Source organism: Limnothrix sp. FACHB-406 (assembly GCF_014698235.1).
In the GTDB taxonomy this organism is placed as follows: domain Bacteria; phylum Cyanobacteriota; class Cyanobacteriia; order CACIAM-69d; family CACIAM-69d; genus CACIAM-69d.
Genome location: NZ_JACJSP010000002.1, coordinates 169813 through 196809 on the forward strand (window position 1 = coordinate 169813; position 26997 = coordinate 196809).

At 55.4% G+C, this 26997-nt stretch carries 25 protein-coding genes; 9 read left to right on the forward strand and 16 right to left on the reverse strand.

Features of this window, described 5'->3' with window-relative positions; translation table 11 throughout:
• Positions 1 to 90 precede the first annotated feature (90 nt).
• The 3 genes from H6G53_RS02625 to H6G53_RS02635 all read left to right on the forward strand — a co-directional run bounded on the left by H6G53_RS02625 (position 91) and on the right by H6G53_RS02635 (position 2815).
• A complete protein-coding gene (locus H6G53_RS02625) occupies positions 91 to 1071 on the forward strand; it encodes an NAD(P)-dependent alcohol dehydrogenase (protein WP_190530841.1) in 981 nt (326 codons plus the stop codon).
• A gap of 360 nt (positions 1072 to 1431) precedes the next feature.
• Positions 1432 to 2430 carry a protein-methionine-sulfoxide reductase catalytic subunit MsrP gene (gene msrP / locus H6G53_RS02630; protein WP_190353661.1) on the forward strand — a complete coding sequence of 333 codons (999 nt, stop codon included), beginning with the start codon at positions 1432 to 1434 and terminating at the stop codon, positions 2428 to 2430.
• A gap of 112 nt (positions 2431 to 2542) precedes the next feature.
• Positions 2543 to 2815 carry a hypothetical protein gene (locus H6G53_RS02635; RefSeq protein ID WP_143472931.1) on the forward strand — a complete coding sequence of 91 codons (273 nt, stop codon included), beginning with the start codon at positions 2543 to 2545 and terminating at the stop codon, positions 2813 to 2815.
• An 89-nt stretch (positions 2816 to 2904) separates the two neighbouring features.
• Here the strand turns inward: H6G53_RS02635 and H6G53_RS02640 are convergent, their stop codons facing one another.
• The 3 genes from H6G53_RS02640 to H6G53_RS02650 form a co-directional block, all read right to left on the reverse strand.
• Positions 2905 to 3243 (reverse strand): DUF5615 family PIN-like protein, encoded by a 339-nt coding sequence (locus tag H6G53_RS02640; protein WP_143472930.1) that lies wholly within the window; start codon positions 3241 to 3243, stop codon positions 2905 to 2907.
• Positions 3244 to 3442: 199 nt separating this feature from the next.
• The gene (locus H6G53_RS02645; protein WP_099532259.1) at positions 3443 to 3754 is read right to left on the reverse strand and encodes a DUF433 domain-containing protein; all 312 of its coding nucleotides are present in this window, start codon (positions 3752 to 3754) and stop codon (positions 3443 to 3445) included.
• A gap of 295 nt (positions 3755 to 4049) precedes the next feature.
• Complete coding sequence (locus tag H6G53_RS02650; protein WP_199309103.1) at positions 4050 to 5123, reverse strand: 1-acyl-sn-glycerol-3-phosphate acyltransferase; 1074 nt, start codon at positions 5121 to 5123, stop codon at positions 4050 to 4052.
• 609 nt (positions 5124 to 5732) lie between these two features.
• Between H6G53_RS02650 and H6G53_RS02655 the strand changes: the two genes are divergently transcribed.
• On the forward strand, positions 5733 to 6545 hold the full coding sequence (locus H6G53_RS02655; protein WP_099532275.1) for an ABC transporter permease: 813 nt from the start codon (positions 5733 to 5735) through the stop codon (positions 6543 to 6545).
• 403 nt (positions 6546 to 6948) lie between these two features.
• Here the strand turns inward: H6G53_RS02655 and H6G53_RS02660 are convergent, their stop codons facing one another.
• Entirely contained in the window at positions 6949 to 7113 is a 165-nt protein-coding gene (locus H6G53_RS02660) for a hypothetical protein (RefSeq protein WP_190530842.1), read from the reverse strand.
• Here H6G53_RS02660 and H6G53_RS02665 point away from each other — a divergent pair.
• The 3 genes from H6G53_RS02665 (at position 7108) to mutY (ending at position 9109) form a co-directional block, all read left to right on the forward strand.
• Positions 7108 to 7314, forward strand: a complete 207-nt coding sequence (locus H6G53_RS02665; protein ID WP_099532257.1) for a DUF2949 domain-containing protein — start codon at positions 7108 to 7110, stop codon at positions 7312 to 7314. The two genes, H6G53_RS02660 and H6G53_RS02665, sit on opposite strands and share 6 nt — an antisense overlap.
• 278 nt (positions 7315 to 7592) lie before the next feature.
• Complete coding sequence (locus H6G53_RS02670) at positions 7593 to 7940, forward strand: DUF760 domain-containing protein (protein WP_190526275.1); 348 nt, start codon at positions 7593 to 7595, stop codon at positions 7938 to 7940.
• Between the two features lie 41 nt (positions 7941 to 7981).
• Positions 7982 to 9109, forward strand: coding sequence for an A/G-specific adenine glycosylase (gene mutY / locus H6G53_RS02675; protein WP_190530843.1), 1128 nt, complete (start codon positions 7982 to 7984; stop codon positions 9107 to 9109).
• A 181-nt stretch (positions 9110 to 9290) separates the two neighbouring features.
• Here the strand turns inward: mutY and sat are convergent, their stop codons facing one another.
• On the reverse strand, positions 9291 to 10475 hold the full coding sequence (gene sat, locus H6G53_RS02680) for a sulfate adenylyltransferase (protein ID WP_099532255.1): 1185 nt from the start codon (positions 10473 to 10475) through the stop codon (positions 9291 to 9293).
• Positions 10476 to 10605: 130 nt separating this feature from the next.
• Complete coding sequence (locus H6G53_RS02685; protein ID WP_190530844.1) at positions 10606 to 11310, reverse strand: hypothetical protein; 705 nt, start codon at positions 11308 to 11310, stop codon at positions 10606 to 10608.
• Between the two features lie 105 nt (positions 11311 to 11415).
• On the opposite strand from H6G53_RS02685, the gene H6G53_RS02690 reads away from it, so the two are divergent.
• Entirely contained in the window at positions 11416 to 12492 is a 1077-nt protein-coding gene (locus H6G53_RS02690; RefSeq protein WP_242030681.1) for an alpha/beta fold hydrolase, read from the forward strand.
• A 252-nt stretch (positions 12493 to 12744) separates the two neighbouring features.
• Here H6G53_RS02690 and rpoD read toward each other — a convergent pair whose 3' ends face one another.
• The 9 genes from rpoD to moaA all read right to left on the reverse strand — a co-directional run bounded on the left by rpoD (position 12745) and on the right by moaA (position 23502).
• The gene (gene rpoD, locus H6G53_RS02695; protein WP_099532253.1) at positions 12745 to 13905 is read right to left on the reverse strand and encodes an RNA polymerase sigma factor RpoD; all 1161 of its coding nucleotides are present in this window, start codon (positions 13903 to 13905) and stop codon (positions 12745 to 12747) included.
• 729 nt (positions 13906 to 14634) lie between these two features.
• Positions 14635 to 15396 (reverse strand): polysaccharide deacetylase family protein, encoded by a 762-nt coding sequence (locus tag H6G53_RS02700; RefSeq protein WP_190530845.1) that lies wholly within the window; start codon positions 15394 to 15396, stop codon positions 14635 to 14637.
• 92 nt (positions 15397 to 15488) lie between these two features.
• Positions 15489 to 16397, reverse strand: a complete 909-nt coding sequence (locus tag H6G53_RS02705) for a tetratricopeptide repeat protein (RefSeq protein ID WP_190530846.1) — start codon at positions 16395 to 16397, stop codon at positions 15489 to 15491.
• Positions 16398 to 16410: 13 nt separating this feature from the next.
• On the reverse strand, positions 16411 to 16743 hold the full coding sequence (locus H6G53_RS02710; protein WP_190530847.1) for a DUF2973 domain-containing protein: 333 nt from the start codon (positions 16741 to 16743) through the stop codon (positions 16411 to 16413).
• Between the two features lie 64 nt (positions 16744 to 16807).
• Complete coding sequence (locus H6G53_RS02715; protein WP_099532249.1) at positions 16808 to 17140, reverse strand: DUF2605 domain-containing protein; 333 nt, start codon at positions 17138 to 17140, stop codon at positions 16808 to 16810.
• A 285-nt stretch (positions 17141 to 17425) separates the two neighbouring features.
• Complete coding sequence (locus H6G53_RS02720) at positions 17426 to 18889, reverse strand: cyclic nucleotide-binding domain-containing protein (protein WP_190530848.1); 1464 nt, start codon at positions 18887 to 18889, stop codon at positions 17426 to 17428.
• A 144-nt stretch (positions 18890 to 19033) separates the two neighbouring features.
• Positions 19034 to 21376, reverse strand: a complete 2343-nt coding sequence (locus H6G53_RS02725; RefSeq protein WP_190530849.1) for a CHASE2 domain-containing protein — start codon at positions 21374 to 21376, stop codon at positions 19034 to 19036.
• Between the two features lie 58 nt (positions 21377 to 21434).
• Positions 21435 to 22181: a DUF928 domain-containing protein gene (locus H6G53_RS02730; protein ID WP_190530850.1), complete on the reverse strand. Its 747-nt coding sequence runs from the start codon at positions 22179 to 22181 to the stop codon at positions 21435 to 21437.
• 328 nt (positions 22182 to 22509) lie between these two features.
• Positions 22510 to 23502 (reverse strand): GTP 3',8-cyclase MoaA, encoded by a 993-nt coding sequence (gene moaA, locus H6G53_RS02735; RefSeq protein ID WP_099532245.1) that lies wholly within the window; start codon positions 23500 to 23502, stop codon positions 22510 to 22512.
• Between the two features lie 604 nt (positions 23503 to 24106).
• Here moaA and guaA point away from each other — a divergent pair.
• Positions 24107 to 25714, forward strand: coding sequence for a glutamine-hydrolyzing GMP synthase (gene guaA, locus H6G53_RS02740; RefSeq protein ID WP_099532244.1), 1608 nt, complete (start codon positions 24107 to 24109; stop codon positions 25712 to 25714).
• 290 nt (positions 25715 to 26004) lie between these two features.
• Here guaA and H6G53_RS02745 read toward each other — a convergent pair whose 3' ends face one another.
• Complete coding sequence (locus H6G53_RS02745) at positions 26005 to 26946, reverse strand: cation diffusion facilitator family transporter (RefSeq protein ID WP_099532243.1); 942 nt, start codon at positions 26944 to 26946, stop codon at positions 26005 to 26007.
• Positions 26947 to 26997 lie beyond the last annotated feature (51 nt).

The following is a 26997-nucleotide window of genomic DNA, read 5'->3' on the forward strand; positions in this document are numbered from 1 at the left end:
AGGATTAAAGTCGCTGACCAGAAACGTTGGGTTTCGCAAAGTCAATGAATAAAAAATATGGCAAACTAAAGCTATCTTTGAGGAAAATTCATGAAAGCAATTGTATGTGTAAAGTATGGATCTCCTGATGCTATGCAGCTTAAAGAAGTAGAGAAACCAACTCCTAAAGCAAACGAGGTGCTAATTAAAATCTATGCAACAACAGTAACGTCAGCAGACATTCGCATCCGAAAGGCTGACCCATTCCCCGTAAGATTTTTCTATGGTTTCGCAAGACCTAAAAACAACACCATACTCGGGTCAGAACTGGCCGGAGAAATTGAAGCTGTTGGTGAAAATGTAAAACAATTCAAAGCAGGTGACCAAGTATTTGCTGGTGCAGGAACCAGTCTTGGTGCAAATGCTGAGTATATTTGTCTGCCTGAAGCAGGAGCGGTGGCGATCAAGCCTACCAATATGACCTATGAGGAAGCTGCTGCTATTCCTTTTGGGGCAACAACTGCATTGATCTTCCTGAGAGATAAGGGAAAGATTCAGAGCGGGCAGGAAGTTTTGATCTATGGCGCTTCTGGAGCAGTAGGGATGGCTGCCGTACAGCTTGCCAAATTCTTTGGCGCACAAGTGACCGGAGTGTGTAGTACAGCGAAGTTAGAATTGGTGAAATCTCTCGGATCTGACAGCGTTATTGACTATACGAAAGAGGATTTCACTCAAAACGGTAAAACCTACGATATTATTTTTGACACAAGCGGCAAAAGTTCATTTTCAGGCTGTCTCAGCTCGCTAAAAAATAATGGCATCTATCTTAGAGCTGTTCATATCAATCTATTGCCGGTACTCCGAGGGCTGTGGACTTCAATTACCAGCAGCAAGAAAGTCATAGGTGGGGTAGCGATCGAGCGTAAAGCAGATCTGATTTTTTTGAAAGAGTTAATTGAAATGGGCAGGATGAAATCAGTCATCGACAGGCGTTATTCACTGGAACAGACTGCCGAAGCGCACAGGTATGTTGAACAGGGATTGAAGAAAGGGAATGTTGTCATTACTGTGGTGCAAAGCAGCAAAATCTAGCAACTCGCTGTACCAGAATTTTCAATAGGGTCTATTAACTTCTAAAACTTGTCTGCGCTTGGTAAATGTAACCGCTAGACTACAAAGGGTTCTAGTAGCGCGACATCCTTGAAATATTGGGTCAAAATTGCGGAGCCAGTCGTGGTAACAAGGGGCTTAAGCCCCTTGCTGCTTAACGATCAGGTGACAGTAACAGCCATATCATTTAACCCAGTGAATTAAGGCAGCCGTGCTACTAGGTATTCTTGAGGAAGAATATAATTTTGGCTTGGGTGTTTTCCTGAAAAGCTGTAATCCTAGCGATCGCACCCGATCGACTGTGCTCGACTCACCGCGCTGACTGCCCGCCCTGTCTATCCCATGACCTTCTTTAATCTGCGCCCCGACTGGCAATTGCGCGATCGCGAAGCAACGGATCCAGCCCTGTTTCTCAATCGCCGCCGATTTTTGCAATCCCTCGCCGGGTTCAGCATTGCCGGTGGTGTTCTGTCGCTGACGGGTTGCCAAAATACACCGACTGGCGAGCTGGAAGCGGCCCCACCCCCCGGCCCCACCACTATGCGATCGCCCTTCGTTGGGGTGCAGCGCAATTCCCAATTTGCCGATCCGCAGCGAGCCGTCACGCCCCAAGACTTGGCCGGCCGCTACAACAACTTCTATGAATTTGGCGGCACAAAGGACATTGCCCAGCGGGCCCAACGGTTGCCCACCAATCCCTGGACCGTGGAAGTGTCTGGATTGGTCAAGCAGCCTAAAACTTGGGCGATCGAGGATTTAATCAAAGCCTTTGAGATTGAAGAACGCATCTATCGGTTTCGCTGCGTCGAAGCTTGGGCGATGGTTGTGCCTTGGCTCGGGTTTCCGATGCGCAAACTGATCGAAGCCGTCGATCCTTTGCCCGATGCCAAATTTGTCCGCTTCACCTCCTATTACAACAAAGACATCGCGATCGGGCCGGCCTGGGCCTATCGCGACCTCCCTTGGCCCTACACCGAAGGCCTCACGCTGGCGGAAATGGCTAACGACCTCGCCTTTTTTGCGGTGGGTAACTATGGGCAAATTTTGCCGAAGCAGCATGGCGCACCGATTCGGGCTGTCCTGCCTTGGAAATATGGCTTTAAAGGGGCTAAGTCGATCGTCAAAATTGAGTTTTTGCCCCGGCAGCCCCTGACCTTTTGGAACACTCTGGCTCCTGATGAATACGGTTTTGAGGCCAATGTGGATCCCCTGGTTCCCCATCCCCGCTGGTCGCAGGCCACGGAGCGGTTATTGGGATCGGGCCCGCCGCTCGCCTGGAAAACGGTTCCCACCCGTCCCTACAACGGCTATGGACAATGGGTTTCTGGTCTTTATGCGTAGGTTAATTATTGCAATGATCATCAAGCTGTAACGATCGCCTCGACCGCTGAATTCTCCACAAGCCACAATGGCCAAAGTTCAGGATTTACCGGCCAGCAGAGGAGGCGATCCAATGCCGATCGACTTTCAAAGAGCTTTGGTGATGCGGTTTTGGCAGTTGGCCCGCTGCCGACCCGTTGCGGGGTATGCCATGTATTTGGATGTGTTGGAGGGGCGATCGGTCTTGGCCATTGATTGCCGGGCCCAGAGTGCGGCCCACAAGCTTTGGGAACAGCGGGCCCAACTGAATCAAGCGGCCTGTCAGCTTGGCATTGAGCGCTTGGTGTTGCGGGTGCGGGGTGAAATTTGGCGATCGCCCTGGCAAGCCACGGCTACGGATTCCTAATCAATTGCCCTGATTAATTGCCCTTGATCCCATGGTGAATTTCTGACAATTGGTGAACCGTGCCGCATGAATCGCTGATTGCTGAAGAATTAGCTCAAAATTTCGATTTTGCCAGCTAATTCCGTCGGCTGAAAGGTCTCATAGAGCAACAGCAATTGACGCACTATCCGCCCGATCGGGAGGGCCAGCGGACTATAAACCACGCCCCCATGATCTTTTTGCGATCCGGCAAACTTCACCAGCGTCACTTCCGCTGTCACGAAAACCAATTGGTGGCGATAGGCAAACAAAAGCTGGGTAGCATCGCTCTGGTTCTGGAGCTTCACCTCTGTGGGCCGGGTGGCCCGCACCCCATAGCCGCGCAGGGCTGCGCTGACGGCGGGATCAAGGCTGTCGTCTAGGTAAAATCCCAAGCGTGGTTGGCTCACGGGTTGCGGGGGTGTCAAGAGCATCTCAGGATTGGATATAGCCTGAAGCGCGATCGATTGCAATTTCCTGAAACTTTCCGCACCCTTTCGCAGCCGCTCCGGAGCGATCGCCACAACGCTCAGGGATGAGGTGGGCTACCGGCTCGATCGGCGCTCAATCAATTGACCGAAAAACGCTCAGTTAAGGACGCACTCAGCCCTAATCTCCGCGTAGCTCACTGAGGCGCTCCTGAAGGACGGAGACTTGGCTTCGCTGAAATCCGGCAACGAAGGCCAGGTCTTCGTGAATGGCCAAGTCCATTTCACTGCGGTGGTCAAAGTAATAGGCCATGGCTGCATAGAGGGCCGCCAGGGGCAGTTGATAGCGCCCAGCGATTTCCTCGATCGATTGGCCAAGTCGTAGATGCATCAGGGCCACATCGGTCACGGTAATCCGGGTTCCGGCCAGCCGCGGACGACCGCCCCGAATCCCCGGTGTGGTTTCAATATGGCGTGACAAGCTTTTACTCATCGAACTGGGCTGTGCAAGAGTACCCATTTTGACGTGTATTTTCTGACATGTATGTTTTGACATGTACTGGCGGCGCATCGAGGTTGAACTTGGCTCAAATTTTGAGAGGCTGTTCCGATGCGGCCCCGTCGCGATTGTCACACTTTGGTCAGCTTTTGGGCCGCCAATGACATGGCCAGGAGTATGGCCAAAATCCGGGTGATTGGATTGCTGGTTCAAGCTTTGATTTTAAGAGAGCGCGGGGATCTTTGCCGGTCAGGGTCAAGCCCTTAATTCGGAGGGCAAACTAGCGAGACTAGCGGGGCAAATCACTGCCGTTCAGTGGCTCCGTAGGAGACTGTGCCAGTTGATTCAAGGCATCAGCTAAATCTTGGGTCAGGGTGGGGGCGGCCACCTTGGCCGGGCGATCGAGATATTGTGCCAACGGGAGCGATCGCCCAATCATCACCCGCACACCACAGCGCCAACCCACCTCCGGCGAACCATATTCCACATGAATCGGCACGATATGCACACCCGAATGGCTGCGTTCCGCCTGGATTGCCATCCGCGCCAAACCGGGCTTGAGGGGGTGCAGGTGGCCATCGCGGAAAATGTCGCCTTCCGGGAAAATCACCAGGGCCTTGCCCGTTTCCAGCACTTTGATGCCATGGCGAACGCTGGCAATGCTGGGGTTGGTGGTGTCTACGGGAAATCCACCCATGCGCTGAATAAACCAGCCTTGGAGGCCTCGGGAAGCTTCGTTGGCCGAAACCATGAAGTGCAAATCGGCGGGGCAGATGGGCCGGCCAATGGCGCAGGGAACCACCAAGGCATCCCAGCGCGATCGATGGGTGGGGGCAAATAAGAGCGATCGGGCGTTTTGGGGCAAATTTTCCAAGCCCTCGATCGTCACGGAACCAAAATAGGTTGGCAACACAACCCGTCGGGCCAGGGGATAGAGCACCCGCGCGAGCCAAGGCAACACACAGGAGCGAATCGACCCAGAATCAACCACATGATCCATGGCTTGATGAGTCGTGGCTTGATGGGTCGAGGTTGGGTGAGTTGAGGTTGGGTGAGTCGGGGTTTGGCAATCCTGGGTTGGGTGAGTCGGGGCTTGAGTTGTGGCTTGATGGGTTGGCCCCGGCGCTGCTGGGGGTGCGGACTGCTGTCCGCCGGGAGAATCTGCCCGATCGCCGTTGTTGGAGGAAAGATTGCGTTCCGTATTCAGCGGGTCGTCTAGCTGCATTACCGTCCCCCGCGCCGTCCCTGGCACCGAATCACTCACCATCGACATGGTGACGGTGCTGCTGGCCGGTCTGGATGGCCCTTGGACAGTCGGGGCGTTCGGCACAACCTCAGTAGAAGCAGAGTTTAGACGCATCATGGGCAGCTAGAGTTCCCCGACCGGTTGGATATTCTTCATGGTTTCTGAGGCTAACAATACCAGGTTGATTCTGCTGGCCAGTTCATGCACCGTCTGGACAAGAGCCGGGGCGGGGATCGGTGGCTGGGGGCCGGCGCTCTCGCCACCACAAGCCTTGGGCGAACTGGGGCAGACCCGCAGTGAGCGCAACTTTGTTGACCAGGTACGTTGATGGGTGGATTGCTTTTTGTAACAAATCCTTAATAATCATTCTATGGGATCTCACCCCTATGGAATTTCACCCCGATCGCGATTACCAGCTCATGGCCGCCAGGTTTCTACTCAATTTCTGCAAAATCTCTGCGAAATGCCTGCGAAATCTTGGCTCAATCCCGCGCTCCTGTTGGTTCAATCTTTCTGATGGTTCAATCTTTCTGAATTGAGTTTTTTGCGCGGGTCTGGACTGGTCTTGAGTTGATTCCCAAGCTGATCCCCAAGTTGATTCCCAGCCAAGCTTGCGCAAACCCTGAGCCTGTTGGGCTTTTTCTGAGCGCTGTCTGAATCTTTTGCTAAATCCTTTGCCAAAACCCTATGTACGAAGCTACTGCCCGATCGAACGATCGCCCTGTCATGACTCCCAAGGGCGATCGACCCCAGCCCGCCCTTTTCAAAACCTTTTGGGCCGATGCCCTATCCGTTTTTTGGGGCGACTGGCTGAAACTGCGGGTGCGGGTTGGGCAGGTGGCCGCTTCGGGGCTGGTGTCCCCGCTGATTTATATCCTGGCTTTCGGGTTGGGGTTGGGAACCTCCCTTGATGCCGTGGCCAAGCCTTCCGCAGGCGATAGCTATTTGGAATTTATCTTGCCGGGGATGGTGGCCCTGTCTTCCATGGCCATTAGCTTTGGGGGCACAACATTTTCAATTTGCGGCGATCGCCTGTTTACCAAGACCTTTGAGGAAATGCTGCTTGTGCCGGTGCATCCCTTGGCCATGCACCTGGGACGGATGATGGCGGGCATTGTGCGCGGCCTGCTGACGGCTGGCTCGGTGATTTTGGTGGCGGTGTTGTTTACGGGCAAGGTTTGGAGCTTTTTAAATCCGCTCTTTTTGCTGTTGCTGGTGCTCAACTGTGCTGTGTTTGCGGGCTTGGGGGTGATTGTGGGCCTTTCGGTGCAGTCCCTGGAAATGGTGGGGCTGTACAACAATTTTCTGATTGTGCCCATGTCCTTTTTGGGGGCCACGTTTTTTGACCCGGCCAAGTTGCCGCCGCTGCTGAAACCGATTGTCTATTGCCTGCCCTTGACCTACACCAGCATTGGCCTGCGATCGGCTGCTTACCTTCCCCTGAGCGAGTTTCCTTGGTACAGCATCCCAATTTTGCTGGCGGTGGCCACAGTGTTGGCGTTTTTGGGGGCCCAGCGGTTTTCTCAGCAGCAAGATTAGCGACTGTCCGCATGGTTAATGGGTTGCGATCGCTGGGAATCGGTTGCCATGGTTTCGCAGCAGTCGATCGCGCTTGGGTTTCGATCGATCTTGATTGGTAGCACCTCAGTGGCGATCGGTCGTAATTGGCTGAGCCGTTATGGGTTCGCCGGAACCGCCAGAAGCCATACCCGGTCAACGGGGATCAAGATCGCAACATCAGGCGATCGCGATCGCAGACTCTAGCGGGTTTGCGGCCGAAACTTAAGGCTAGAGCGCTTCATAGTCTCTAACCCTGTACTCTCGCAACTCTTGACCCAGTGCTTGGGTTGGGTGCGCCCGGTGCTTCCATTCCTCAACACAGGACAGCTCAGAAACTGGACAACGTGATCCTGAGCCTGAGCCAGGGCCCCGAAACAGAGAGTCAGAAAACCGCTGGATGGTGATTCAGCCCCGCCTCGATCGCAGTGTGAACCCTGTTAATTGCCGCCGAAACCAAGGCGCGATCGAGACCGGTCAGAGTCAGGCACTTGTTGCCAATCCAATCCAGCCGTTGACGACGGTGGCTAGGAGGTAAAAAGCTATGCAACGTCAGGGATTAGAAGGTCTGGTTCGGTTTTTGCAAGAAGATTTGCAGTTGAGTGCCGCAGATTTGGCGCTGGCCCTCAAGCACCCCGACAGTGGCAATAATCTGCCAACGATTTTGTGGCAATACGGAGCAATTACCACGCAACAGCTCGATCGGGTGTTCGATTGGCTGGAACGGTGGATGTCGCCCGAAGGCATTTAACGGCTGGCGGTGCGCGGTTGAGAACAGGTGGTTGGACAAATTTGGCCCAGCTCGGAGCCGTGCAAAGTAGCTCCGAGCGAAGCCAAAGCCGATGCAAAGCCGATGCAAAGCAAATTCAGGGCCCAAGGCTCAAAAGCGCGTTGGGCGATCGCGCCAAGGCGGTTCGGTTCTGACGACCCCCCAGTTGCTCATTTGCTTGTTAGATTGTGCTTGTTCATCGGAGACCATGCGCACCGTCCACCCGCGAGGTTTGAATCGTGGCCCCAGAACTGAACCCCATGTCTAACTTTTGGAAAAGCGAGCCAATCACCGATCGCGAACCGAGCGAATCGTTGATGCGATACATCCAATCCCTCAATCCGGAAACGATCGCCCATCTGTCGCGGCCGGCTTCCCCGGAAACGATTCGGATGATGGAGCACAACATCGTGGGTTTGCTGGGCGTGTTGCCCAGCGAGCAGTTTGATGTGTCCATCACCACCAACCGCGAACATTTGGGGCGGCTGTTGGCTTCGGCCATGATGAGTGGCTACTTTTTGCGGAATGCTGAGCAACGGATGAGTTTTGAAAAGTCCTTGCAAAACTGGTCGGGTGATTTGGCTGGTGACGCGCCGACGGCGGATTAGGCCCGATTCGGTTCAGTAGCCGGTTGTTTTATGAACCTTGGGTGATTTTGCGTTCCTCAATTGCTGAAATCTCAGAACCGCTGCCGGTTTCGGCGGCGGTTTTGCAGCGATCGCTCCTGAATTGGTACGATCGCCACGGCCGCGACTTGCCTTGGCGAAAACCCCCGGATGTGTTGGATCCTTACCGGGTTTGGGTTTCGGAAATTGCCCTCCAACAAACCCAAGTCAAAACCGTTTTGCCCTACTACCAACGGTGGTTCGATCGATTCCCCACGATCGCGGATTTGGCGCAGGCCGATTTGCAAGCGGTGCTGAAAGCCTGGGAAGGCCTGGGCTACTACAGCCGGGCCCGCAATCTGCACCGGGCTGCCCAGTTGGTGATGGAACGGCATGGGGGACAATTTCCCCGCACCCTGGCTGAGGCGATCGCCCTGCCCGGCATTGGCCGCACCACGGCCGGCGGCATCCTGAGTTCTGCCTTTAATTTGCCCTTGCCCATTTTGGACGGCAACGTGAAGCGGGTTTTGGCGCGGTTGATTGCCCTGCCCGTTGCGCCAGCCAAAGCGCTCGATCGCCTCTGGGCTGCCTCCGAAGCGGTGGTCTCGCTCGATCGCCCCCGAGACCTCAACCAAGCCCTCATGGATTTGGGGGCCACGGTTTGCACCGCCCGGAAGCCGGCCTGTTTGGTTTGTCCTTGGATGGCATACTGTCAGGCGTACCAAACCAACCAGCAGCAGCAAATTCCCGTGAGCGAACCGAAAGCACCGATTCCCCACAAAGTGATTGGCGTGGCCGTGATCCGCAATCCCCAGGGGCAAATCTTGATCGATCGCCGGCCCGCCGAAGGGCTATTGGGCGGCCTATGGGAATTTCCGGGCGGCAAAGTGGAACCCAATGAGTCGATCGCCGACTGCATCCGCCGGGAAATTCAAGAAGAATTAGGCATTGAAATTGCCGTCGGTGAAGAACTGATTGTGGTGGATCATGCCTACACCCACTTCAAAGTGTCGCTGCATGTGCATCTTTGCGAGCATCTCCAAGGGGAACCCCAGGCGATCGAGTGTGATGAAGTGCGTTGGGTCACCCTTGCTGAAATTGACCAATTTCCCTTCCCCAAGGCCAACACCACCATCATCGAAGCCCTGAAACAGCGCTTTCCTGATGCCTAGAGAAGATTGCTCCAAAAAAATCAGGCTCTAAAAATAAGGGCACACGATCGTGCGCCCTGCTTGATCTGAATTTATGAAAACCAGTTCACGAGATCTCTTGCATCAATCAGCCCCCCTTGGGAGAAGGGGTTGGGGGATGAGGGCTGTTAGCTGATTCGCGCAAGAGGTCTATTGAGTAGCTCTAGATTGAGTAACTTTCAGGGATTTTCATTGCCCGGGCCAACTCAGCCGCCACCAAAGGCCGCGAGAATTCCGGCGGCGGCAACTCGCCCCGACGCAGCATTTCGCGCACCTTCGTGCCCGACAGGTGAATCCGCTCGTCCGGTTCGCTGGGGCTGGTCTTGGTGGTGGCCATGCTTTGGGTGCGCTTGCAGTAGAACGCGTGTTCGAACTTCAGCGGCATGATTCCCAACTCACCCGGCGCAAACTCATCGAAAATGTACTGCGCATCGTAGGTTCCGTAATAGTCACCCACGCCCGCATGGTCACGACCCACGATGAAATGCGTGCAGCCATAGTTCTTGCGAATGAGGGCATGGAAAATGGCTTCCCGGGGGCCCGCATAGCGCATGGCGCAAGGGTTGATGGCCAAAATCACCCGGCCACGGGGGAAATAGTGCTCCAGCATGATTTCATAGCAACGCATCCGCACATCGGCGGCAATGTCATCGCTTTTGGTCACTCCCACCAGGGGATGCAGGAACAGGCCATCGGTGATTTCCAGGGCGCACTTGATGATGTATTCGTGGGCGCGGTGGATTGGGTTGCGGGTTTGGAAGGCTACGATCGACTTCCAACCCTTGTCGCGGAAAGCATGGCGCGAATCGATCGGGTCAATTTGATAGAGCGGGAAGCGAGAATCCGGCTCGCGCTCCAGCAACCACACGGGCCCAGCTAAATAAGTCGCCCCTTGGCCATAAACCACCGCCACACCGGGGTGTTTCTCTTCATTGGTGCGATAGACGTTGAGGGCTTCCCGGGTCTTGTCGTAGTGATATTTCTCCGTCAGCTCCAGCACGCCAATGAAGCGACCGGTGGGATCGTCTAGGCGCACCAATTGCCCTTCGCTGAGGGTGTTGGCCTGCTCATCGGTCACGGGCAGGGTCACAGGAATTGCCCAGGGCAGCCCGTTGGCCAAGCGCATGTCGTCAACCACGGTCTTGTAGTCCGCTTGGCCCATGAAGCCATCGATCGGGCTGAACGCACCAATGGCGATCGCGATCAGGTCACAGACGGCGCGATCGTCCAGGGAAATGCGCGGCAGGTGGTCGGCCTTGCTCAAGAATTCGGCCTTTTGCTCAGGGCTGGCAATGCGGTTAATCAGCGTGCCGCCGTGAGGGGCGATCGCGTCGGCTATACGGGTCATGGAACTCGGGGTGAGGTTGCTTCAAGACAATAATCAGTAAAAATTCAACACTAAAATGGTCGCCTTGTGGCCGGCTAGGGGATAGCCAGGGTTTTTCATCTCCAACCACGTTTTAGTTAAAAAATGCTCTTTAGTTAAAAAATGCCCTGGTTTGTAGATATAGCCCAATCACGAGGGGAATGACCACATAGGCATAGGATCGAAGATTTGCAATGGCAATGGATCGGCCAAGATGAACTGAAGGGTTGGGCAGCCACTTCGCTAGACAAGCTCCCTCGATCGCCCAACTCATTGCCCAGCCAATCATAAAATAGGCAAAGGCACAGAAAAGCTCAATCCAAAAGGGAAACTTGGCATTGATAATGCCAATAATGACCAATGCCAATACTAAATTAAAAGGCCAAAACAACAACCACAGCCATCGCCAGCCAACAGACCAGGGTGTTAGCTGCCGCAAAGCATCATAGGTTGTCAGTCCCATTAAACCTAAGCAGCCAATGAGTACGAAAGTAATTCTTCGGTTCCAGTCATCACCGTAGCTTAAAAACGGTATGCCAACCAACCCAAATGAAAAAACAAGACCTGTGATTGATGAAACCAAATTAGCGCCAGTTACTGCAATCCAAACTCGCTTAGAGGAATAAGTTTCGCGCTTAAGGATTGTGATTGCTTCAATAGCAATGATGGCCACCAAGCCCCACCCAAAGCTGATGAATGATGCGAAAAGAGGCAAGTTAAACAGGGGGACAGCCATGGGTGGCCAGCTATTGGCCCAAGCCGCTTGGGGCAGGGCGATCGTCACTAACAGGGCGATCGTGCCTGTAACCCAGATCATTAGGCGGGGATAGATTGTGGAAAACGGAAACCAACGAGACCAACAAGGGCGATTTGATTTTTGGGGTGTTGCCCTACGATGATGGGTAGGTGGATGATCCATGGGTTGGCGCATTGGGTTGGGACTGAATTTTCATTTGAGGTGGTGATTGTGCAGGGAGATATTAATCAAAATACTAATCAGGAAGTTAATCAGGAAGTTCATCAGGACACCAATCAGGAATCTGGTCAGGGAATTCATCAAGAAGCCATGAGTGAATTTCCGGAATTTTTACCTGAAGCAGTGGCAAATTTAACGGAACCAGAGTCGATCGACTTTGTGCGTCAAATTCAGCGCCAAACGATCCAAACTTCCTGGCCCTATCCCCATAGTGTATTGCCGATCGAAACCAGTTTTGTCACGGGTCAACCGCCGGAATTGCGCGATCGATTGACCGATGCGCCACCTATTTTGTTAGTTCATGGCTTTGACAGTTCACTGCTGGAATATCGTCGATTGTTCCCACGCCTAGTTCAGCAATCTGCCACTTGGGCCGTGGACTTGTTGGGGTTTGGGTTCACCGATCGCCCTGAGAAGTTGGAATTTACCGCTGAAGCAATTCGCACCCATTTATATTGCTTTTGGCAGCAAATCATTGGGCGGCCGATGGTGTTGGTGGGGGCTTCCATGGGAGGTGCAGCCGTGATGGATTTTGCCCTCACCTATCCGGATGCGGTGCAAAAAGTGGTGTTGCTGGATAGTGCTGGATTTGTGGGCAAACCGATCGCCAGCCGGTTTTTGATTCCGCCCTTGGGACAATGGGCCACGCAATTTTTGGCGAATAAAAAGGTGCGATCGGGCATTGGGCGCAAGGCCTACGCCGACCCCGATCGTTGTGCCACCGAAGAGGCCTATCGTTGCGGTGCGTTGCATTTGGGAATGCCCCGATGGAGTGAGGCGCTCATTTCCTTCACTCGCAACGGTGGTTACACCATTACGGGTGATCGCATTGCCCAATTGCCCCAAGAAACCCTGATTTTGTGGGGCGATCGCGATCAAATTTTGCCCAAAGCCACTGCCCAAAAATTCCAAGCAGCGCTGCCCAAAAGTCAATTTATTTGGGTGGAAAATTGCGGCCATGTGCCCCATTTGGAACAGCCCGATCGCACAGCCCAAGCAATTCAAAATTTCTTGAAAAAATAGGGTCTGTGAATCACTTCAATAATGGGATCAATCAGGGATCAGTTTCGGCTTTTCAGATGGTTCCCCATCGCAATTCTCAGTAGTCCGTAGTGTGGGCACTGCGCACCGAGTCGTTGCTTCATGGCATCTGCGATATGGCGTGCCAATCATTTGAGATAAAGGCCGTATCCTCGCGATTCAGATTGACGGGCCCAAAAAAGGGCGATCGCCCTCAGACGATCGCCCCATGCGAGATGAATTGAACCCAGCTTCCTAGCGGATATATTCCTTTAAGATGCTGTTGCGGTTCGGGTGGCGCAACTTCCGCAGGGCCTTCGCTTCAATTTGGCGAATTCGCTCGCGGGTCACGTTGAAAATTTGCCCAATTTCTTCCAGGGTTTTCATCCGACCGTCATCCAAGCCGTAGCGCAACCGCAGCACATCACGCTCGCGGGCGCTGAGCGTATCGAGCACGCTTTCTAGATCTTCCCGCAGCAGGTTTTTGGAAACGCGATCTTCCGGCGTTTCGCCGTCAGATTCAATGAAATCGCCCAGGCGCGAATCTTCTTCCTTGCCGATCGGGGTTTCCAGCGAAATCGGCAACTGAGCCGACTTGGCAATGAACCGCAACTTCTCGATCGTCATTTCCATCCGCGTTGCAATCTCTTCTTCCGTGGGTTTGCGACCCATTTCTTGAGACAGCAACTTGGTGGTTTTCTTAATCCGCGAAATGGTTTCGTACAAATGCACCGGTAGGCGAATTGTCCGAGATTGGTCAGCGATCGCCCGGGTGATTGCCTGCCGAATCCACCAAGTGGCATAGGTGGAGAATTTGTAGCCCTTTTCGTGGTCAAACTTTTCGGCGGCACGAATCAGACCCAAGCTACCTTCTTGGATCAAATCCTGGAACGACAGGCCGCGGTTCATGTATTTCTTGGCGATCGAAACCACCAAGCGCAGGTTCGACTGCACCATTTTGTCCTTGGCGCGCCGACCCACATACAGCCGCTTCCGGAATTCCGGCAAGCCCATATTCAACGCTTCGGCCCACTCCCGATCGTTCGGTGCGCGATCGAGTTGATCCAGCAGCTTTTCATGAACCCGTTCGATTTCTAGCAGGTCAGCAATTTTACGGGCCAGTTCAATTTCTTCGTCAGCTCGCAGCAAGCGGATCCGACCAATTTCTTGAAGATATAGCCGAATTGAATCTTCGGTGTAGTGCTTTTTCTTAGCAGCCGTACGGCGACGAGATGCGGCCGCTTTGCCAGGCTGCTCTTCGTCTTCCTCGTCGAGTTCGGCAGACGGGTCATCATACTCATCAATATCGACCTCATCTTCGTCCTCTGTGGTGAGTAGCTCTAGTTCGACCTCTACATCATCCACAGCATCAGTCAATACATTCATTTCTTCGAGTACGGTTTTGGCCTGGGTCATGCCGAGTCCTCTCGCTCCTTTCAACGAAGTAGGGTAGATATGCAGTGATCGGTGGGAAGTTGGAAACTGCGACGGCTGCGGAAACAGGCACTGAAGGGCTGGCAACGCCGCAGTCTGGGCTGGATTTTTTGCCGAGATCCAGATTAGCCCCAGATTTTTGAAATGTCCCAATAAACTGTAGCCTGTCTTACGAAATTTTGCCGGGACGATCGAAAATTTGCTGGCAATTAACTCCAAAAATCACAACAAACAGGCAAGAAACGGGCACGAAACAACCGATTTGACGCTGATTTGCCGCCCATGACCGATCTGGTGTCGGCTGAAGTGGGCAATTTGGCTAGGGTTTAAGTTATGAGTTATTGATATTTCCCTGGATAAGCGGCAAATGTTGTCAGCAGAGGAACGGTCTTTTTTCCTCGCGATCGCCCCGGTCATTGTCGCTGAAATACTTCCAGCGATTTTGTCTCCCTAGACAGGCTCGATTGGGGCTGATTTACAGACCTCCAAGGTGATGCTTCCACGTTCTCATGTGCCTTCCTCTGTTGTAACACGCTCTTTTCTAAATCACAGGGCTATTGATTTCATTTGGTTTTCATTTTTCGAGTTTTCATGTTTGGGATTTGAATTGGCTCATCCTTCAGGGCGTGAAGAACAGTTCTGTGGATTGGGTGATTGGCCAGTCGATCGCGCATTCATCAACCCAGGATTGACCAAGTATTCAACGATTATTTATTCATTGGGCATTTGATCGATCGCCCGATCGATCTCGTGAGCCGTTGGTTTTGGGGAAGCCGGGTTGAGAGTGTCTTGCTCGATCGAATCCCACAGCCGATCGACCGTCACAAACCGCCACCCCCGATCGCGCAGGGCCGGAATCAGTTGCGCCACGGTTTTGACCACATCCCGCCCGCCACAGGGCCCATCGTGCAACACAATCAGCGAACCGTTTTGCACCTGATCCAAAACCCGCCGCTGCACCACCGCCGGCCCAGGATGTGTCCAATCTTCCGGCACAACGCTCCACATGACCGGTCGATATCCCCAACTGCGCCACTGAGCCAAGGCCCCGGGCAAAAATAGCCCGTTGGGTGGCCGCACATCTCGCACATGGTGTTGCACCCAAGCCGGATCAAGCTGACAGGCCTGGGCGATCGCCCGTTGGGTGCGTTTTAAATCCCGTTGTAGTTCGTCTGCGCTGAGGCGGGGAAACGATCGGTGATGGTAGCCATGGAGGCCCAGCCAGTGGCCCGCATCCCAAACTTGTTTGGCAACGGCAGGGGCCCGATCGACCCAACAGCCCAACCAAAAAAAGCTAGCGGTCACCTGTTCTTGATCCAACAGGCGCAACAGGTCTGGCGTATATTCCGGGTGGGGCCCGTCGTCAAAGCTGAGAGCAATTTCCCGGCGATCGGGATTGCCGGCCCACAGACCCAAGGGAAAGCTGGCCACCAAGACTGGATAGAGGCGTGGATAGAGCCAAGCAAATTGCATTGCTAAATGGGCCAGCTAAATTAGCAAACTAGGTTGGCTAGCTCAATTGGCGATCGCGCCGGACGGGGGCGAGGGGTTGTGCCGCCTGAACGTTACGGGTTCGTAGGATTGGTGTTTGGAGGATTAGCGTTCGTAGGATTGGCATTGGGCAGCGCCTCGGCCGGTTGCAAAAGCCGCAGCGTGTTGAGGGCCCGTTCGTAGCCCTCGCGATCGCCCCGCCGGGCAAATAACCGGGCCGCCTGTTGCAAGTTATCCACGGCCTCTTGCAAATTGCCTACGGCCGCTTGGGCGATCGCCCGATTGTGAAAGGCTTCCGCATCGTCCGCCGCGATCGCCAGGGCGCGATCGTAGTCCTCAATGGCCCGGAAATAGGCCTGCTGTTGCACCAGCAAGTTAGCCCGATTGAAATAGGCGTTGGCGTATTGGGGATCCAGCTCGATCGCCCGGTTGTAGTCCGCCATGGCCGCCAAGGAATTGTCTAGGGCCGCGTAGGCCGTCGCTCGATCGTTATAGGCCTCTACCAAAGCCGGATTCAGCCGCAGGGATTCTGAAAAAGCCTCGATCGCCTGCTGAAGCTTGCCCGCCGCCGCCAAGGTGGTTCCCCTGGCATAGGCCGCTTGGGCCTGTTGGCTGCGGGCTGCATTGGGCTGGGCTGGTTTGGGTTGTGCCGGGCCCGGTGGCGCATTGCGGGCCGGTTGGGGCGATCGGGAGCGGGTCGGGTTGGTCGGTTGGGGACGGCGCGGCTGGGATGGCCCTTGGGCCTGAGCGGCCGGCGCGATCGGCCATCCAAGCAGCCCGATCGCCCCCAAAAGTACCCAAAATCGTCGCCCCTGTCCGTTGAATGGCTTCCAGCCGAACTGAGACCGCTCAAACCCAGACCGCTCAAACCCAGACCGAGCAAACCCAAACCGGTCAGACTGGGACTGATCGAACCCAGACCGCTCAACCCTAGGCCGATCTTTCCGATCGCCCGGAAATTGCCCGAGAACCGGTGGAGTCAATCGTTGTGGATCCTTAAGCCTCATCCGTCGGTTGAGAGTTAGAAGAAGGGTTAGACGAATCTCCCGGCGAAGCATCAAACAACGCATCCAGACGGCTGCGGGCATCTTCAACCGTGATTGACTTCATCACCAACAGGGGTTCACGAATCGGCTGCCCCCGATCGTCCAACATTTCCGGGTGCAACGAGATGGGCGGTTGGGCCGGAGCCGCCGCCCGCGCTGAATGATCCACTCGATCGGCCGTGCGGCCCGCCTCAGTTCCCAGTGTGAAGAGATTGCGGACTAAATTCCCGATCGCCAAGAATGCCAACACTGCAAAGGCCAGGATATACAACACCTGTAGCACGGCCGTCGTCTCCCTAACGGATGATCTCTAAATAAATAGTCTCTAACATGATCTGAGAAGGCGATTACCCCGCCGAACCCGAAGGATTCTGTTCAGCCCGGAACCGCATTGCCACATGCCAGCATTCCTGAACTAGGTTGTGCCAAGGCATGAGGGTTGACGTTTCAACACCCACCTGGGCCCCCATAGCCTCAAAGAGCAACTGAGTGCTGCTCACTTCCTGTTGGGCCTGCTTGACCCTTGCCAGCAAGCTTTCCTGTTGCTCATCGCTCAGAAACGACAAGCGCTCCGATTCCAGCAAGGTGCGCGATCGCCCAAACCAATATTGAAAATCTTCAAGCAGCGGCTGCAAGACGGTCTTCAGCAGATTGGGATCGGGAGGGGTAGGAGCCGACATAGGCAAAGTAGAAACTAACCAATCTACATACAAGCTTAACGCTATTCATCTTTCGTAACATTTTTTTGGAAGATTTCGCATCGTCTCTTTCAGCGATTTCCCTTTCATCTCTTTCAGCACCAAGGGCCAAGCCATGGTCAGGATGGGGCCAGTCGTCATGTCTTGGGATCACACAAAAACGGTTACTCTTCCATGCCCTAACCACCCCAGACAAGGGGCTTAAGCCCCTTGCCCCCACGACTCGTCACGGTGGAATCAGGGTTTCGGGCAATTGGACAACCAATCCTAAAGCCCCAAATCAAACAGGCGAGCAATCCGCTTGCGCACCCACTGCACCGGGTTGCTGTCATCTTCATCGGCCGCAATCAAACCCAAGGCCCGAAGCTGGGCCTGTCGATCGCGCAATTCCTCTTGGCGCACGGACAGTTCCCGCACAATCACCTCCGCGATCGGGGGATGCTTTCGCAACAACTCCGTGAACCCCCGCTGATTAATGGCAAACAGCAAGGTTTCCTCAGTGGCGCTCACCGTTGCCGTGCGCGGAATGCCCAGCATCAGTGCCAACTCCCCAAAAAAGCTCCCCGCCTCCAAATCCGTCAGGTGCTTATCCAACTCCGCCACAAACACCTTCACCGATCCCGACAGCACAATGTAAAAACTATTGCCCGGATCCCCTTCCCGAAACAGCAGCTCATCTGGCTTGAGGCGCTGACGATAACCGCACTCAATCACCCGCCGCAGATCCAAATCATTCAAATGCGAAAAGTAGTGAACCCGTTTCAGGGCTTCCGTCAGCAGGCTCGATCGCGTTTCGCTGGAAATTTGGCGTTGGGCCAAGGGCGCAGGGGATAGAGCAGCCGTTGGATCACTGCCGCGCCCGAGGGGATAGAGCACTTCCGGGTTCCGAAGCCACAAATCCCGTTGAGGGAAGGGAATTTCAATGCCCTGTTGATGAAATCGATACTCGATCGCGCAGTTGAGGGCATGGCGAGCATCAAACTCCCGTTCATAGCCCCGAATCCAAACCCGCAGATCAAAGTCCAGCCCATGATCGCCCAATCCCAGCAAAATCACGGTGGGAGCCGGATCATCCAGCACCATGGACTCGGAATAGGCCACATCCAACAGCAATTCCGTCACCACCAACGGGTCACTGCTGTAGGCCGCGCTGACTTTGATATGCAGCCTTGCGGCCAGGTCGTTGTAGTGCCAATTAATGACCCGTTTTTCCACTAAATCGCTGTTGGGAACGATCACATGGGCCCCATCCAGGGTGCGAATCACGGCCGATCGCAGGGCCACCTCCACCACATGACCCGCCAGCCCATCGAATTCAATGAAATCCCCCACCCTCAGCTTGCGCTCCAACAACAGGTTCAAGCCGCCCACAAAGTTTTTGGTGATGTTTTGCAGGCCCAAACCCACGCCCACCCCCAAAGCGCCGGCCGGCACAGCGAGGGAATTGAGATTAAATCCGGCACTTTGTAAGAGCGCAACGAAAATCAAAACGCCGATGCCGTAGCTAACAATGCCGGCGATCGGGCCGCGATTGCCCTCATCAATGCGGAGTTTGGCAAGCAGGCGGTTTTGCAGAAATCCCTTGATGATTTGCGCACCGCCATAAACCAGGGCGCTGTAGAGCACCAGTTGCAGTAAAAACCCGAGCGAAATAACCGTTTCGCCCAATTGAAACAGGGGCGTTTGCAGCAAATCCAGAAGGCCTTGCTGAAGGGGTTTGAACCAGTTCATGTTAGGGAGAGGTGAGCAACCTAGAGGCTGAAATCAAGCCAGACTAGCCGTTATTTGACCGCACTACTGTAGTTGAGTTGCTCGGGTGGGGAATTGATGCTGAAGCAAAAATAGTGTGATTTGTCAGCCGGGAACCGGTGATTTTTAAGCTTGAGGGGCAGTGGTGTTCGATTCTGAGGCTGTGGCCTGGGCCCGATCGCCCAGGGATTGCAGCCATTGACCCAGGGCCGGAGACTTGGATGTGAATTGCACCAGAACGTGATCCGGGCGATCGGGACTGGGGAGCACTTTGACGTAAACTTCGCGGTTTTCCGGGCCTGGGGGCAAGGTATCTGGGGCCGAGGCTTCCGCCAGGTTCAGCTTGAGATTCGTTAGGGGCTTGGTTAAGGCCTGGGGGTTCGGGGCCGGGGCATTGCTGGCCGGGTTGATTGCCCCTTGAATTTTCAGCCAACCGCCTTTGGTAGACAGTTCCACCAAGGCAACGGCCCAAGCCTGACTGCTGACATGTTTGCCATCCAGGGGCTGAGCGGTGAATTGGAGGGGGGCGATCGGGTAGTAGGTTTCCTGGGCCCGTTCCAGGGTGAGGTGATAGGGCGCACCCACGCCGCCCACGTCATAGATGGTGATTGGTTCAGGAACGCCCTTGGGCTGCACCTGTTGGGTGTCGGCGATTTTGACGTAATCGGAGCCGCCAGCTTCTTCAAGGGCCGATTCAGTAATCAGAATTTGGCCCCCGATCGTGTAGGACTCAATGCGATAGGTCAGGTTGACTTGGGCCCCCACCACGCCATATTTGGCTCGCTTGTAGGAACCAATGTTGCCGACCACCACTTCGCCCGTGTTGATGCCAATGCCCATTTCCAAGGGTTGGTAGCCCATTTCGCGCATTTTGGCGTTCACACCGCCCATGGCTTGCTGCATGGCGATCGCACAGGCGATCGCCCGTTTGCCATCGTCCGATCGGATGGTGGGGGCCCCAAACAGCACCAAAATCCCATCCCCCATGAACTCATCGATCGTGCCCTGAAAGTCCGTGATTGCATCGGCCATGGCTTCCAGGTAAAGGTTAATGATTTCGATCACCCTTTCCGGGGGCAACCGTTCGGCGGTGGCCGTGAACCCTCGCAAATCGGAGGTCAAGATGGTGATTTTGCGCCGCTCCCCGCCCATTTTCAGGCCCTCGGGATCTTCCAGCAGATTGGCGACGACTTCATTATTCAGGTATCGGCCAAAGGTGTTGCGGATCTGGCCGGCGGTGCGGGCCAGGTAAAGGGCCACCATGGTCGCTCCCACCAACCAAGACAACAGGGGCGGCACAAAGGGAACCCACAGGCCTTGGATCATGGCTCCTTGGCAAATTCCCCACAACAGCAACACCAGACCGCCGGAACCTCCAATGCCCCAAATGGCGATCCAGCGGCGCGAGTCTGGCAGTCGCAATAACCAGGCCAGGGTGGAACCAATGGCAGCCCAGCCCACAATCCACAACCACTCGATCGGCTCCTGCCAGGTGGTGAGGAGGGGGCGATTGTCGAGGGCGGCGGCAATCACTTCACTGGTGAAGTGGGCATGGATTTCAACCCCGGCCATTCTTTGGGGCAGTTCTAGGGGTTTGCCGCTGTAGGGCGTGAGGAATAGATCGCGGCCGCTTTCGCTGATGTTGCCAATGAGTACCACCCGATCGCGGGCCCAGTTGGTGGGGAGTTTGCCATCCACCAAATCCCGCAAGGAAACGGTTTCAAAGGAGCCACTCCCGCCGCGATAGTTCAGCAGCAGTTGATTGCCCGCATCGTTGGCCCGAATATAGCCGCCGTCATGGCTCCGAAACCGCCGAAAAATGGCGTTTTTGAGCTGAAAGGCTCCGGGTTCGGCGGCCACGGTTTCGGGCGCAATGTTTTCTGGATCCAGATAGAGCAGGGCCAAGTAAAGACCCAAACCGTAGATTTTGTTGTTTTCGGTGTCTTGGGTATCAATCAACACCCGCCGCACTTTGCCATCCGCATCCACCACAAAATCATTAGTGCCCACTTGCCCTTTGGCGGCCAGGGCGGGTGGCGCGGCAACCCGATCGGCGGCGGTTTCCCCCCGCACCTTGGCAATGCCCACCAGGTAATCCGTGTTGTTAAACAGGCGCACCAGGTTGGCGTGACCCGGTTCCTGGGGCAAGTCGCGGTAAATATCCAGCCCGATCGCCCGGGGGCCCATGGCCTTTAACCGTTCGATCGCCTGGGCATAGACCCCATCGGGCAGGGTTGTGGTGCCAAACCGTTGCAAGTCGGCATCGGTGATCCCCACAATTGCCACGCGCTGATCGGGAGCCTCGGCCGGCCGGGCCTGGAGCATTTGGTCATAGGCCAACCATTCCAGCCCTTGCAAGAGGCCAACCTCCCGCATTCCCAAAACAAAGCCGGTGGCCGTGGGAACCGCCAGCAGCACGCCCCGCCACTGCCAAACCCACCGTTTGAGCATTTTGGCCCAGGATTTCATGACTACCGATTAACCATAGAACCGGATGGGGGAAGCGGCATGGGCAACCTAATTCAGGCTAATTCAGGAGTCGAGCGCTGGCGAGGCTTTGCAGTCCCACCGATTCCAACAGGCTTTGCCATTGATCCGGTTGGGTGGTTTGGAGGGCAATGGCCGTGGCCAACGTGTCGTACCACAGGCGCGCTTCTGCCAGAACTTGGGCCCGTTGGAAGGGATCGCGGACTGCGCTGAGGCGGCGGTTAACGCTGTCCGGCAGGGCCACGAGTTTCACTTCCCCGATCGCGGCCACATCGCTGGCTCGATCGCTGGGGTCGCAAATAATCGAAAAAGCCCAGTTGTAGGTTTTGCCCGTTTGCAGCGCCTTGCCAGGGCTGAGGAGGGAAATTTTTAAGATCCCTGCCTGACCTGTGAGCGGCACGGCTTGGCGATCGATCAAATTGCCGTCTTGATCGGCCACCACCAACTCTGCGGTTTTGACCACCGTGGAGGGCACGTAAACAAAGACTGTTGGGTTGGCGCTGGTGGCTTGGCCTGACTGGTTTTGGGGCAACAACAGGGTCAAGTTGGGCCCCGTGGCCGCAATACATTCACCGCCTCGAGTGCCACCGCCAGTGGTGCGGTTGGGGCCGCCGCGATCTTCCGTTTGGGGAAACCGCAGCCCGGAGCGAGGTGCCCCAAAGCGAGTGCCACCCCCGATCGTGCGGTTGGGGCCGCCTCGGTTTTCGGTGTTGGGGAAAGCGGGCCCTGCGATCGAGGCGGCCTGGGCAGGGGCCAGGGAGAGGGCAATGCCACCGCATAGCAGCATGGCAACTGCGCTTCGGGTTGCCAATGGGTTCCGAGTGGGCGTTTTATTCTGAGGGTCGCTCATGACTGGTTCTCCAGCGTGTGTTGCACTGGCTTGCACCTGCATTGCCTGACGGGTTGATTACACCCTGCGATAGGAGTTTTGGACGAGAGAATGAGTGCCACAGGTTCCAAGGGCGAGGTTGGCAACGGTGAGATCGACGGGGAGCCAGCGCCCTGAAATGGGCTGACTGCCCTGGATCTCGCCGCTTCTGGGCAATGGAAATGGAATCTTAGTAATGGCTGGTAATGGCTGATTCCAATCTTAGCTGGCTGTTTTCAGTTTGCCCCTAGCCACCAATCTGGGACATGGTACGGGCGTAGCGTCCGGTGGTTCCTGATTCGCGATTTTTGAAGTTGATCTCTGGTTTGGCTTGGATCAGGTGGCTGACTTGGGCCCGCAAGTCCTGGAGGTCAACGCCCGATCGCAGTTGGCTTTTGAGGTCAATTTGCCCCGACTCATTCAGCAAACAGGGGCGCAACCAGCCATCGGCCGAAAGGCGCATTCGATTGCAGCGATCACAGAAGCATTCAGACATTTGGCTAATGAAACCGATCGTGCCCTTGGCCCCCGGAATTTGGAACACATCGGCGGGGCCATTACCGGTGACCCAACCCGTGGTCAGGCCCCAGCGCGATCGAATCCGTTGGCGCAACTGCTCTGAATCAATCCAACCCCGATCAGCAAACAGATCCTGATTCCCGATCGGCATGAACTCAATGAACCGCACATGCCACTGGCGATCGAGCGTCAGGGCGGCCAAGGCTTCCACCTCTTGGTCATTGATGCCCGGGATCACCACCACATTCAGCTTCAGCGGATCGAAGCCCACCCGGTGAGCCGCTTGGATTCCATCCCAAACCTGTTGCCAGCGCGATCGCCCCCGATTCCCAATAATGACATCGAAGGTTTCTGGAATCAGGGAATCCAAGCTGATATTAATCCGTCGTAATCCTGCGTCGTAGAGCGGTTGGGCCAAATCCTTCAGCAAAAAGGCATTGGTGGTGAGGGACAGGTCTAGGGTTTCTGGAAACTGCGCGATCGCCTGGGTAATTTCCACCACCCCCGGCCGCAACAGGGGTTCTCCCCCCGTGAGTCGAAAGCGCCGAAACCCCGCCGGCATCAGCACTTCCCGCAACAACAGCAGCAACTCCCCATCGGTCAGCAAATCCTGTTGCAACGCAAACTGCAAATCTGTTCCCTCGGGCATACAGTACTGGCAGCGGAAGTTGCAGCGGTCAATCAAACTGATGCGCAGATAATCAATCGTTTCAGCGGCCATAAGTGCCCAACCCAGTTCCTGACGAACTTGTTCGTGGCGATGTGGCCAATCATTATTCAGGATCTCGACCAAAATCCGTGCTTTTTCTTGACGGGTTCGTTCATACCTAATGGGTTATCCTTAACCGGTTTACTTGGTTCATTCATCCGCCCCATGGGTTATCATCGGGGCATTCAACGGCCATCTAGGTTGGTACACTTCTTTTGGCTCGTTAGCCCCTCAGGGCTGGCTGTGCCCGCGCTGTCCGCCGTGGACTGAGCCGCCGCCGATCGCCCGCCCGCTTCATTCGGTTTGGTCGATCGCGCTTGGTGTCTTCGTTGCCAGCCAACGATTCGCCAGCTCAGGGCCTTCCATTCAGCCGCCGCAATTTATAAATTTTTTAGTCCAATCCTGAGTCCAATCCTGAGTCCAATCTTTCGGACTTTGCGGATTTTTCGGATCAACCAGTTTTCATAACCTAGCGTCGGGCCGCAGCATCCTGCTTTGGCAGTCACGGTAACTGACTGGCCTAGCCCGATCGCCCCTATTGATTTCTTCATCAAAATGGCCGCTGGCAGCGAGGCTGTCCGATATGCTATTCCGTCTACCTTCTCGCTGACGACCCGTGACTACCGAAACCCTATCGCCCACCGTCGCTGCGCCTGACTCCCGAGTCAATCGCCAGTTCATCGCCATTTTGGACTTTGGCTCCCAATATTCCGAACTGATTGCCCGTCGGATTCGCGAAACCCAGGTTTATTCCGAAGTTCTGTCCTATCGCACCTCCGCAGAGCAACTGCGGCAACTTAGCCCCAAGGGCATCATTCTGTCTGGCGGCCCCAGTTCCGTCTATGCCGATGGTGCGCCCCTGTGTGACCCGGAACTCTGGAACCTGGGCGTTCCTGTGCTGGGCGTTTGCTACGGAATGCAGTTGATGGTGCAGCAGTTGGGCGGCCTCGTGGAAGCAGCCGATCGGGGCGAATATGGCAAAGCGGCCCTGTTTGTGGATGATCCCACCGACTTGCTCACCAATGTGGAAGACGGTTCCACCATGTGGATGAGCCACGGCGATTCTTGCACCCAGTTGCCCAGCGGGTTTGAGGTTTTGGCCCACACGGACAACACCCCCTGCGCCGCGATCGCCGATCACCAACGCAAACTCTACGGCGTGCAATTCCACCCGGAAGTGGTGCATTCCGTCGGAGGGGCGGCCCTAATTCGCAACTTTGTTTATCACATCTGCCATTGCCAACCCACCTGGACCACGGAAGCCTTTGTGGAAGAGTCCGTGCGCGAAGTGCGGGCCCGCGTGGGCGATAAGCGAGTGCTGTTGGCCCTGTCGGGCGGGGTTGACTCTTCCACCTTGGCCTTTTTGCTGCACAAGGCGATCGGGGACAACCTCACCTGCATGTTCATTGACCAGGGCTTCATGCGCAAAGGCGAGCCAGAGCGCCTGTTGAAGCTGTTCCAAGAGGAATTTCACATTCCCGTGGAATATGTCAACGCCCGTCGCCGCTTCATCAATGCCGTGGATGGAGTTTCCGATCCTGAGCAGAAGCGCAAAATCATTGGCCATGAATTCATTGCCGTCTTTGAAGAAGAATCCACCCGCTTGGGCCCCTTCGATTACCTGGCGCAGGGAACCCTGTACCCCGACGTGATTGAGTCGGCGGACACCAACATGGATCCCAAAACCGGCGAGCGCGTTGCCGTGAAAATCAAGAGCCACCACAACGTGGGCGGACTGCCAGACAACTTGCGCTTCAAGCTGGTGGAACCGCTGCGGAAGCTGTTCAAAGATGAAGTGCGCAAGGTGGGCCGGGCCCTCGGCTTGCCCGAAGAGATCGTGAAGCGGCAGCCCTTCCCCGGGCCGGGCTTGGCCATTCGGATCTTGGGCGAAATCACCGATGAGCGGCTGGATATTCTGCGGGATGCGGATTTGATTGTGCGGCAAGAAATTAACCGCGCTGGCCTTTACAACGACGTTTGGCAGGCGTTTGCGGTGTTGTTGCCCGTGCGTAGTGTGGGGGTAATGGGCGATAAGCGCACCTATGCCTACCCGATCGTGCTGCGGATGGTGACCAGCGAAGACGGCATGACCGCCGATTGGGCCAGGGTTCCCTACGATTTGCTGGAGACCATTTCCAACCGGATTGTGAATGAGGTGGAAGGGGTCAACCGGGTGGTCTATGATGTGACCTCCAAGCCGCCGGGAACGATCGAGTGGGAATAGGGCTGATTAGGGGTTAGCTCGATCGACCTTGATTAATCTTGATTGGTCTCGATTAACCTCGATTCACGGAGCTTGATCGAGATCCCTTGAGGTCGATCGAACCAGGTGCTCTCCAAAGCAAACCCTTCAGCTTAACGAAATTTCCCCAATTAAACCGATCGCTCCCCAATTTCCCCGCTCAATTCGTTGATGCGGGGACGGTTATCCTGTGGAAAACTAAACATTTTCTGTGGAAAACTCGGCCGCTCTTGTGGAAAACTCAGGATTTTTAACCAATTATTAAATCTTCTTTAAACTTCCTTATGGGTGAGTGAGTCCATGCTGTAGGTCAACTGATCACTCTGATAACCGTTGGGTTCCACATGGATGGTCATGCGCACGGGATGGTAGTGATCGCAAAGGGCTGACTCCACCGCTTCCGTGATGTCGTGGGCCCGGCGCACGTCCTCCGCCTCCACCACCAAATGCATTTCCATAAAGACTTGCCGCCCCAATACGCCCCGTGAGGCGATGTCGTGGCAATTGACCACACCCGGCACGCTCATCACCAGACTGTGAATTTCTTCGGGGGGAACAGCCATGGCATCAATCAACCAAGGCAGGTTCGATCGCAACACGTCCCAGCCACTCTTGAACACCAACAGGGCCACGGGGAACGCCAGGGCCACATCCAGCCAGCGCTGTCCCCACCAAACGCCCAATAACCCCCCAATCACGGTCATCGTGATCCATACGTCACCCATGGTGTGGCGAGCGTCGGCTAGCAGAATGTTGCTGTGGAGCTTTTGGCCCCAATGGCGTTCGTAGAGGGCCACCAAAATATTGATCCCCAACACCAGCACAGTCAGCCCGATCGCCGGGCCGGAGACGTTCACGGCCTCGCCCTGGCCGGTTAATCGCTCGATCGCCCCCTGCGTAATTTCAAAGCAAGCCACTCCCAAAAACGCAGCGATCCCCAAGGCTCCCAGGGCTTCGTATTTCTGGTGACCGTAGGGATGTTCCCGATCGGGGCGAGGATCGGCGAGCTGGCTGGTAACCAACCCCAGCACGTTGCTGGCGCTGTCTGTCACGCTGTGCAGGGCATCGGCCAACAGGCTCAGGGAACCGGTGGCCCAACCCACGAGGGCTTTGATCACCAACACCAAAAGATTCAGCAGCAGCGTCAGCCACAGGATATACCGAATCTTTCGCTGACGTTTATCGGGGCTAAGGAAACTGGCAGAGGCAGACATGGTGTTAGGCGGTGGTCAAGCCAAGGGACCGCAAGGGAGGTTGAAAAAGGA

What these genes read in the sequence shown, in the direction of transcription:
- H6G53_RS02730 (WP_190530850.1), bottom strand. Translation starts at nt 22,181, where the DNA reads ATGCTGCTATGCGGTGGCATTGCCCTCTCCCTGGCCCCTGCCCAGGCC.
- msrP (WP_190353661.1), top strand. Translation starts at nt 1,432, where the DNA reads ATGACCTTCTTTAATCTGCGCCCCGACTGGCAATTGCGCGATCGCGAA.
- H6G53_RS02745 (WP_099532243.1), bottom strand. Translation starts at nt 26,946, where the DNA reads ATGTCTGCCTCTGCCAGTTTCCTTAGCCCCGATAAACGTCAGCGAAAG.
- rpoD (WP_099532253.1), bottom strand. Translation starts at nt 13,905, where the DNA reads ATGACCCAGGCCAAAACCGTACTCGAAGAAATGAATGTATTGACTGAT.
- H6G53_RS02635 (WP_143472931.1), top strand. Translation starts at nt 2,543, where the DNA reads ATGCCGATCGACTTTCAAAGAGCTTTGGTGATGCGGTTTTGGCAGTTG.
- H6G53_RS02700 (WP_190530845.1), bottom strand. Translation starts at nt 15,396, where the DNA reads ATGCAATTTGCTTGGCTCTATCCACGCCTCTATCCAGTCTTGGTGGCC.
- H6G53_RS02665 (WP_099532257.1), top strand. Translation starts at nt 7,108, where the DNA reads ATGCAACGTCAGGGATTAGAAGGTCTGGTTCGGTTTTTGCAAGAAGAT.
- H6G53_RS02645 (WP_099532259.1), bottom strand. Translation starts at nt 3,754, where the DNA reads ATGAGTAAAAGCTTGTCACGCCATATTGAAACCACACCGGGGATTCGG.
- sat (WP_099532255.1), bottom strand. Translation starts at nt 10,475, where the DNA reads ATGACCCGTATAGCCGACGCGATCGCCCCTCACGGCGGCACGCTGATT.
- H6G53_RS02725 (WP_190530849.1), bottom strand. Translation starts at nt 21,376, where the DNA reads ATGAAATCCTGGGCCAAAATGCTCAAACGGTGGGTTTGGCAGTGGCGG.
- H6G53_RS02650 (WP_199309103.1), bottom strand. Translation starts at nt 5,123, where the DNA reads ATGATGCGTCTAAACTCTGCTTCTACTGAGGTTGTGCCGAACGCCCCG.
- H6G53_RS02655 (WP_099532275.1), top strand. Translation starts at nt 5,733, where the DNA reads ATGACTCCCAAGGGCGATCGACCCCAGCCCGCCCTTTTCAAAACCTTT.
- H6G53_RS02670 (WP_190526275.1), top strand. Translation starts at nt 7,593, where the DNA reads ATGTCTAACTTTTGGAAAAGCGAGCCAATCACCGATCGCGAACCGAGC.
- H6G53_RS02720 (WP_190530848.1), bottom strand. Translation starts at nt 18,889, where the DNA reads ATGAACTGGTTCAAACCCCTTCAGCAAGGCCTTCTGGATTTGCTGCAA.
- H6G53_RS02685 (WP_190530844.1), bottom strand. Translation starts at nt 11,310, where the DNA reads ATGATCTGGGTTACAGGCACGATCGCCCTGTTAGTGACGATCGCCCTG.
- H6G53_RS02715 (WP_099532249.1), bottom strand. Translation starts at nt 17,140, where the DNA reads ATGTCGGCTCCTACCCCTCCCGATCCCAATCTGCTGAAGACCGTCTTG.
- moaA (WP_099532245.1), bottom strand. Translation starts at nt 23,502, where the DNA reads ATGGCCGCTGAAACGATTGATTATCTGCGCATCAGTTTGATTGACCGC.
- H6G53_RS02625 (WP_190530841.1), top strand. Translation starts at nt 91, where the DNA reads ATGAAAGCAATTGTATGTGTAAAGTATGGATCTCCTGATGCTATGCAG.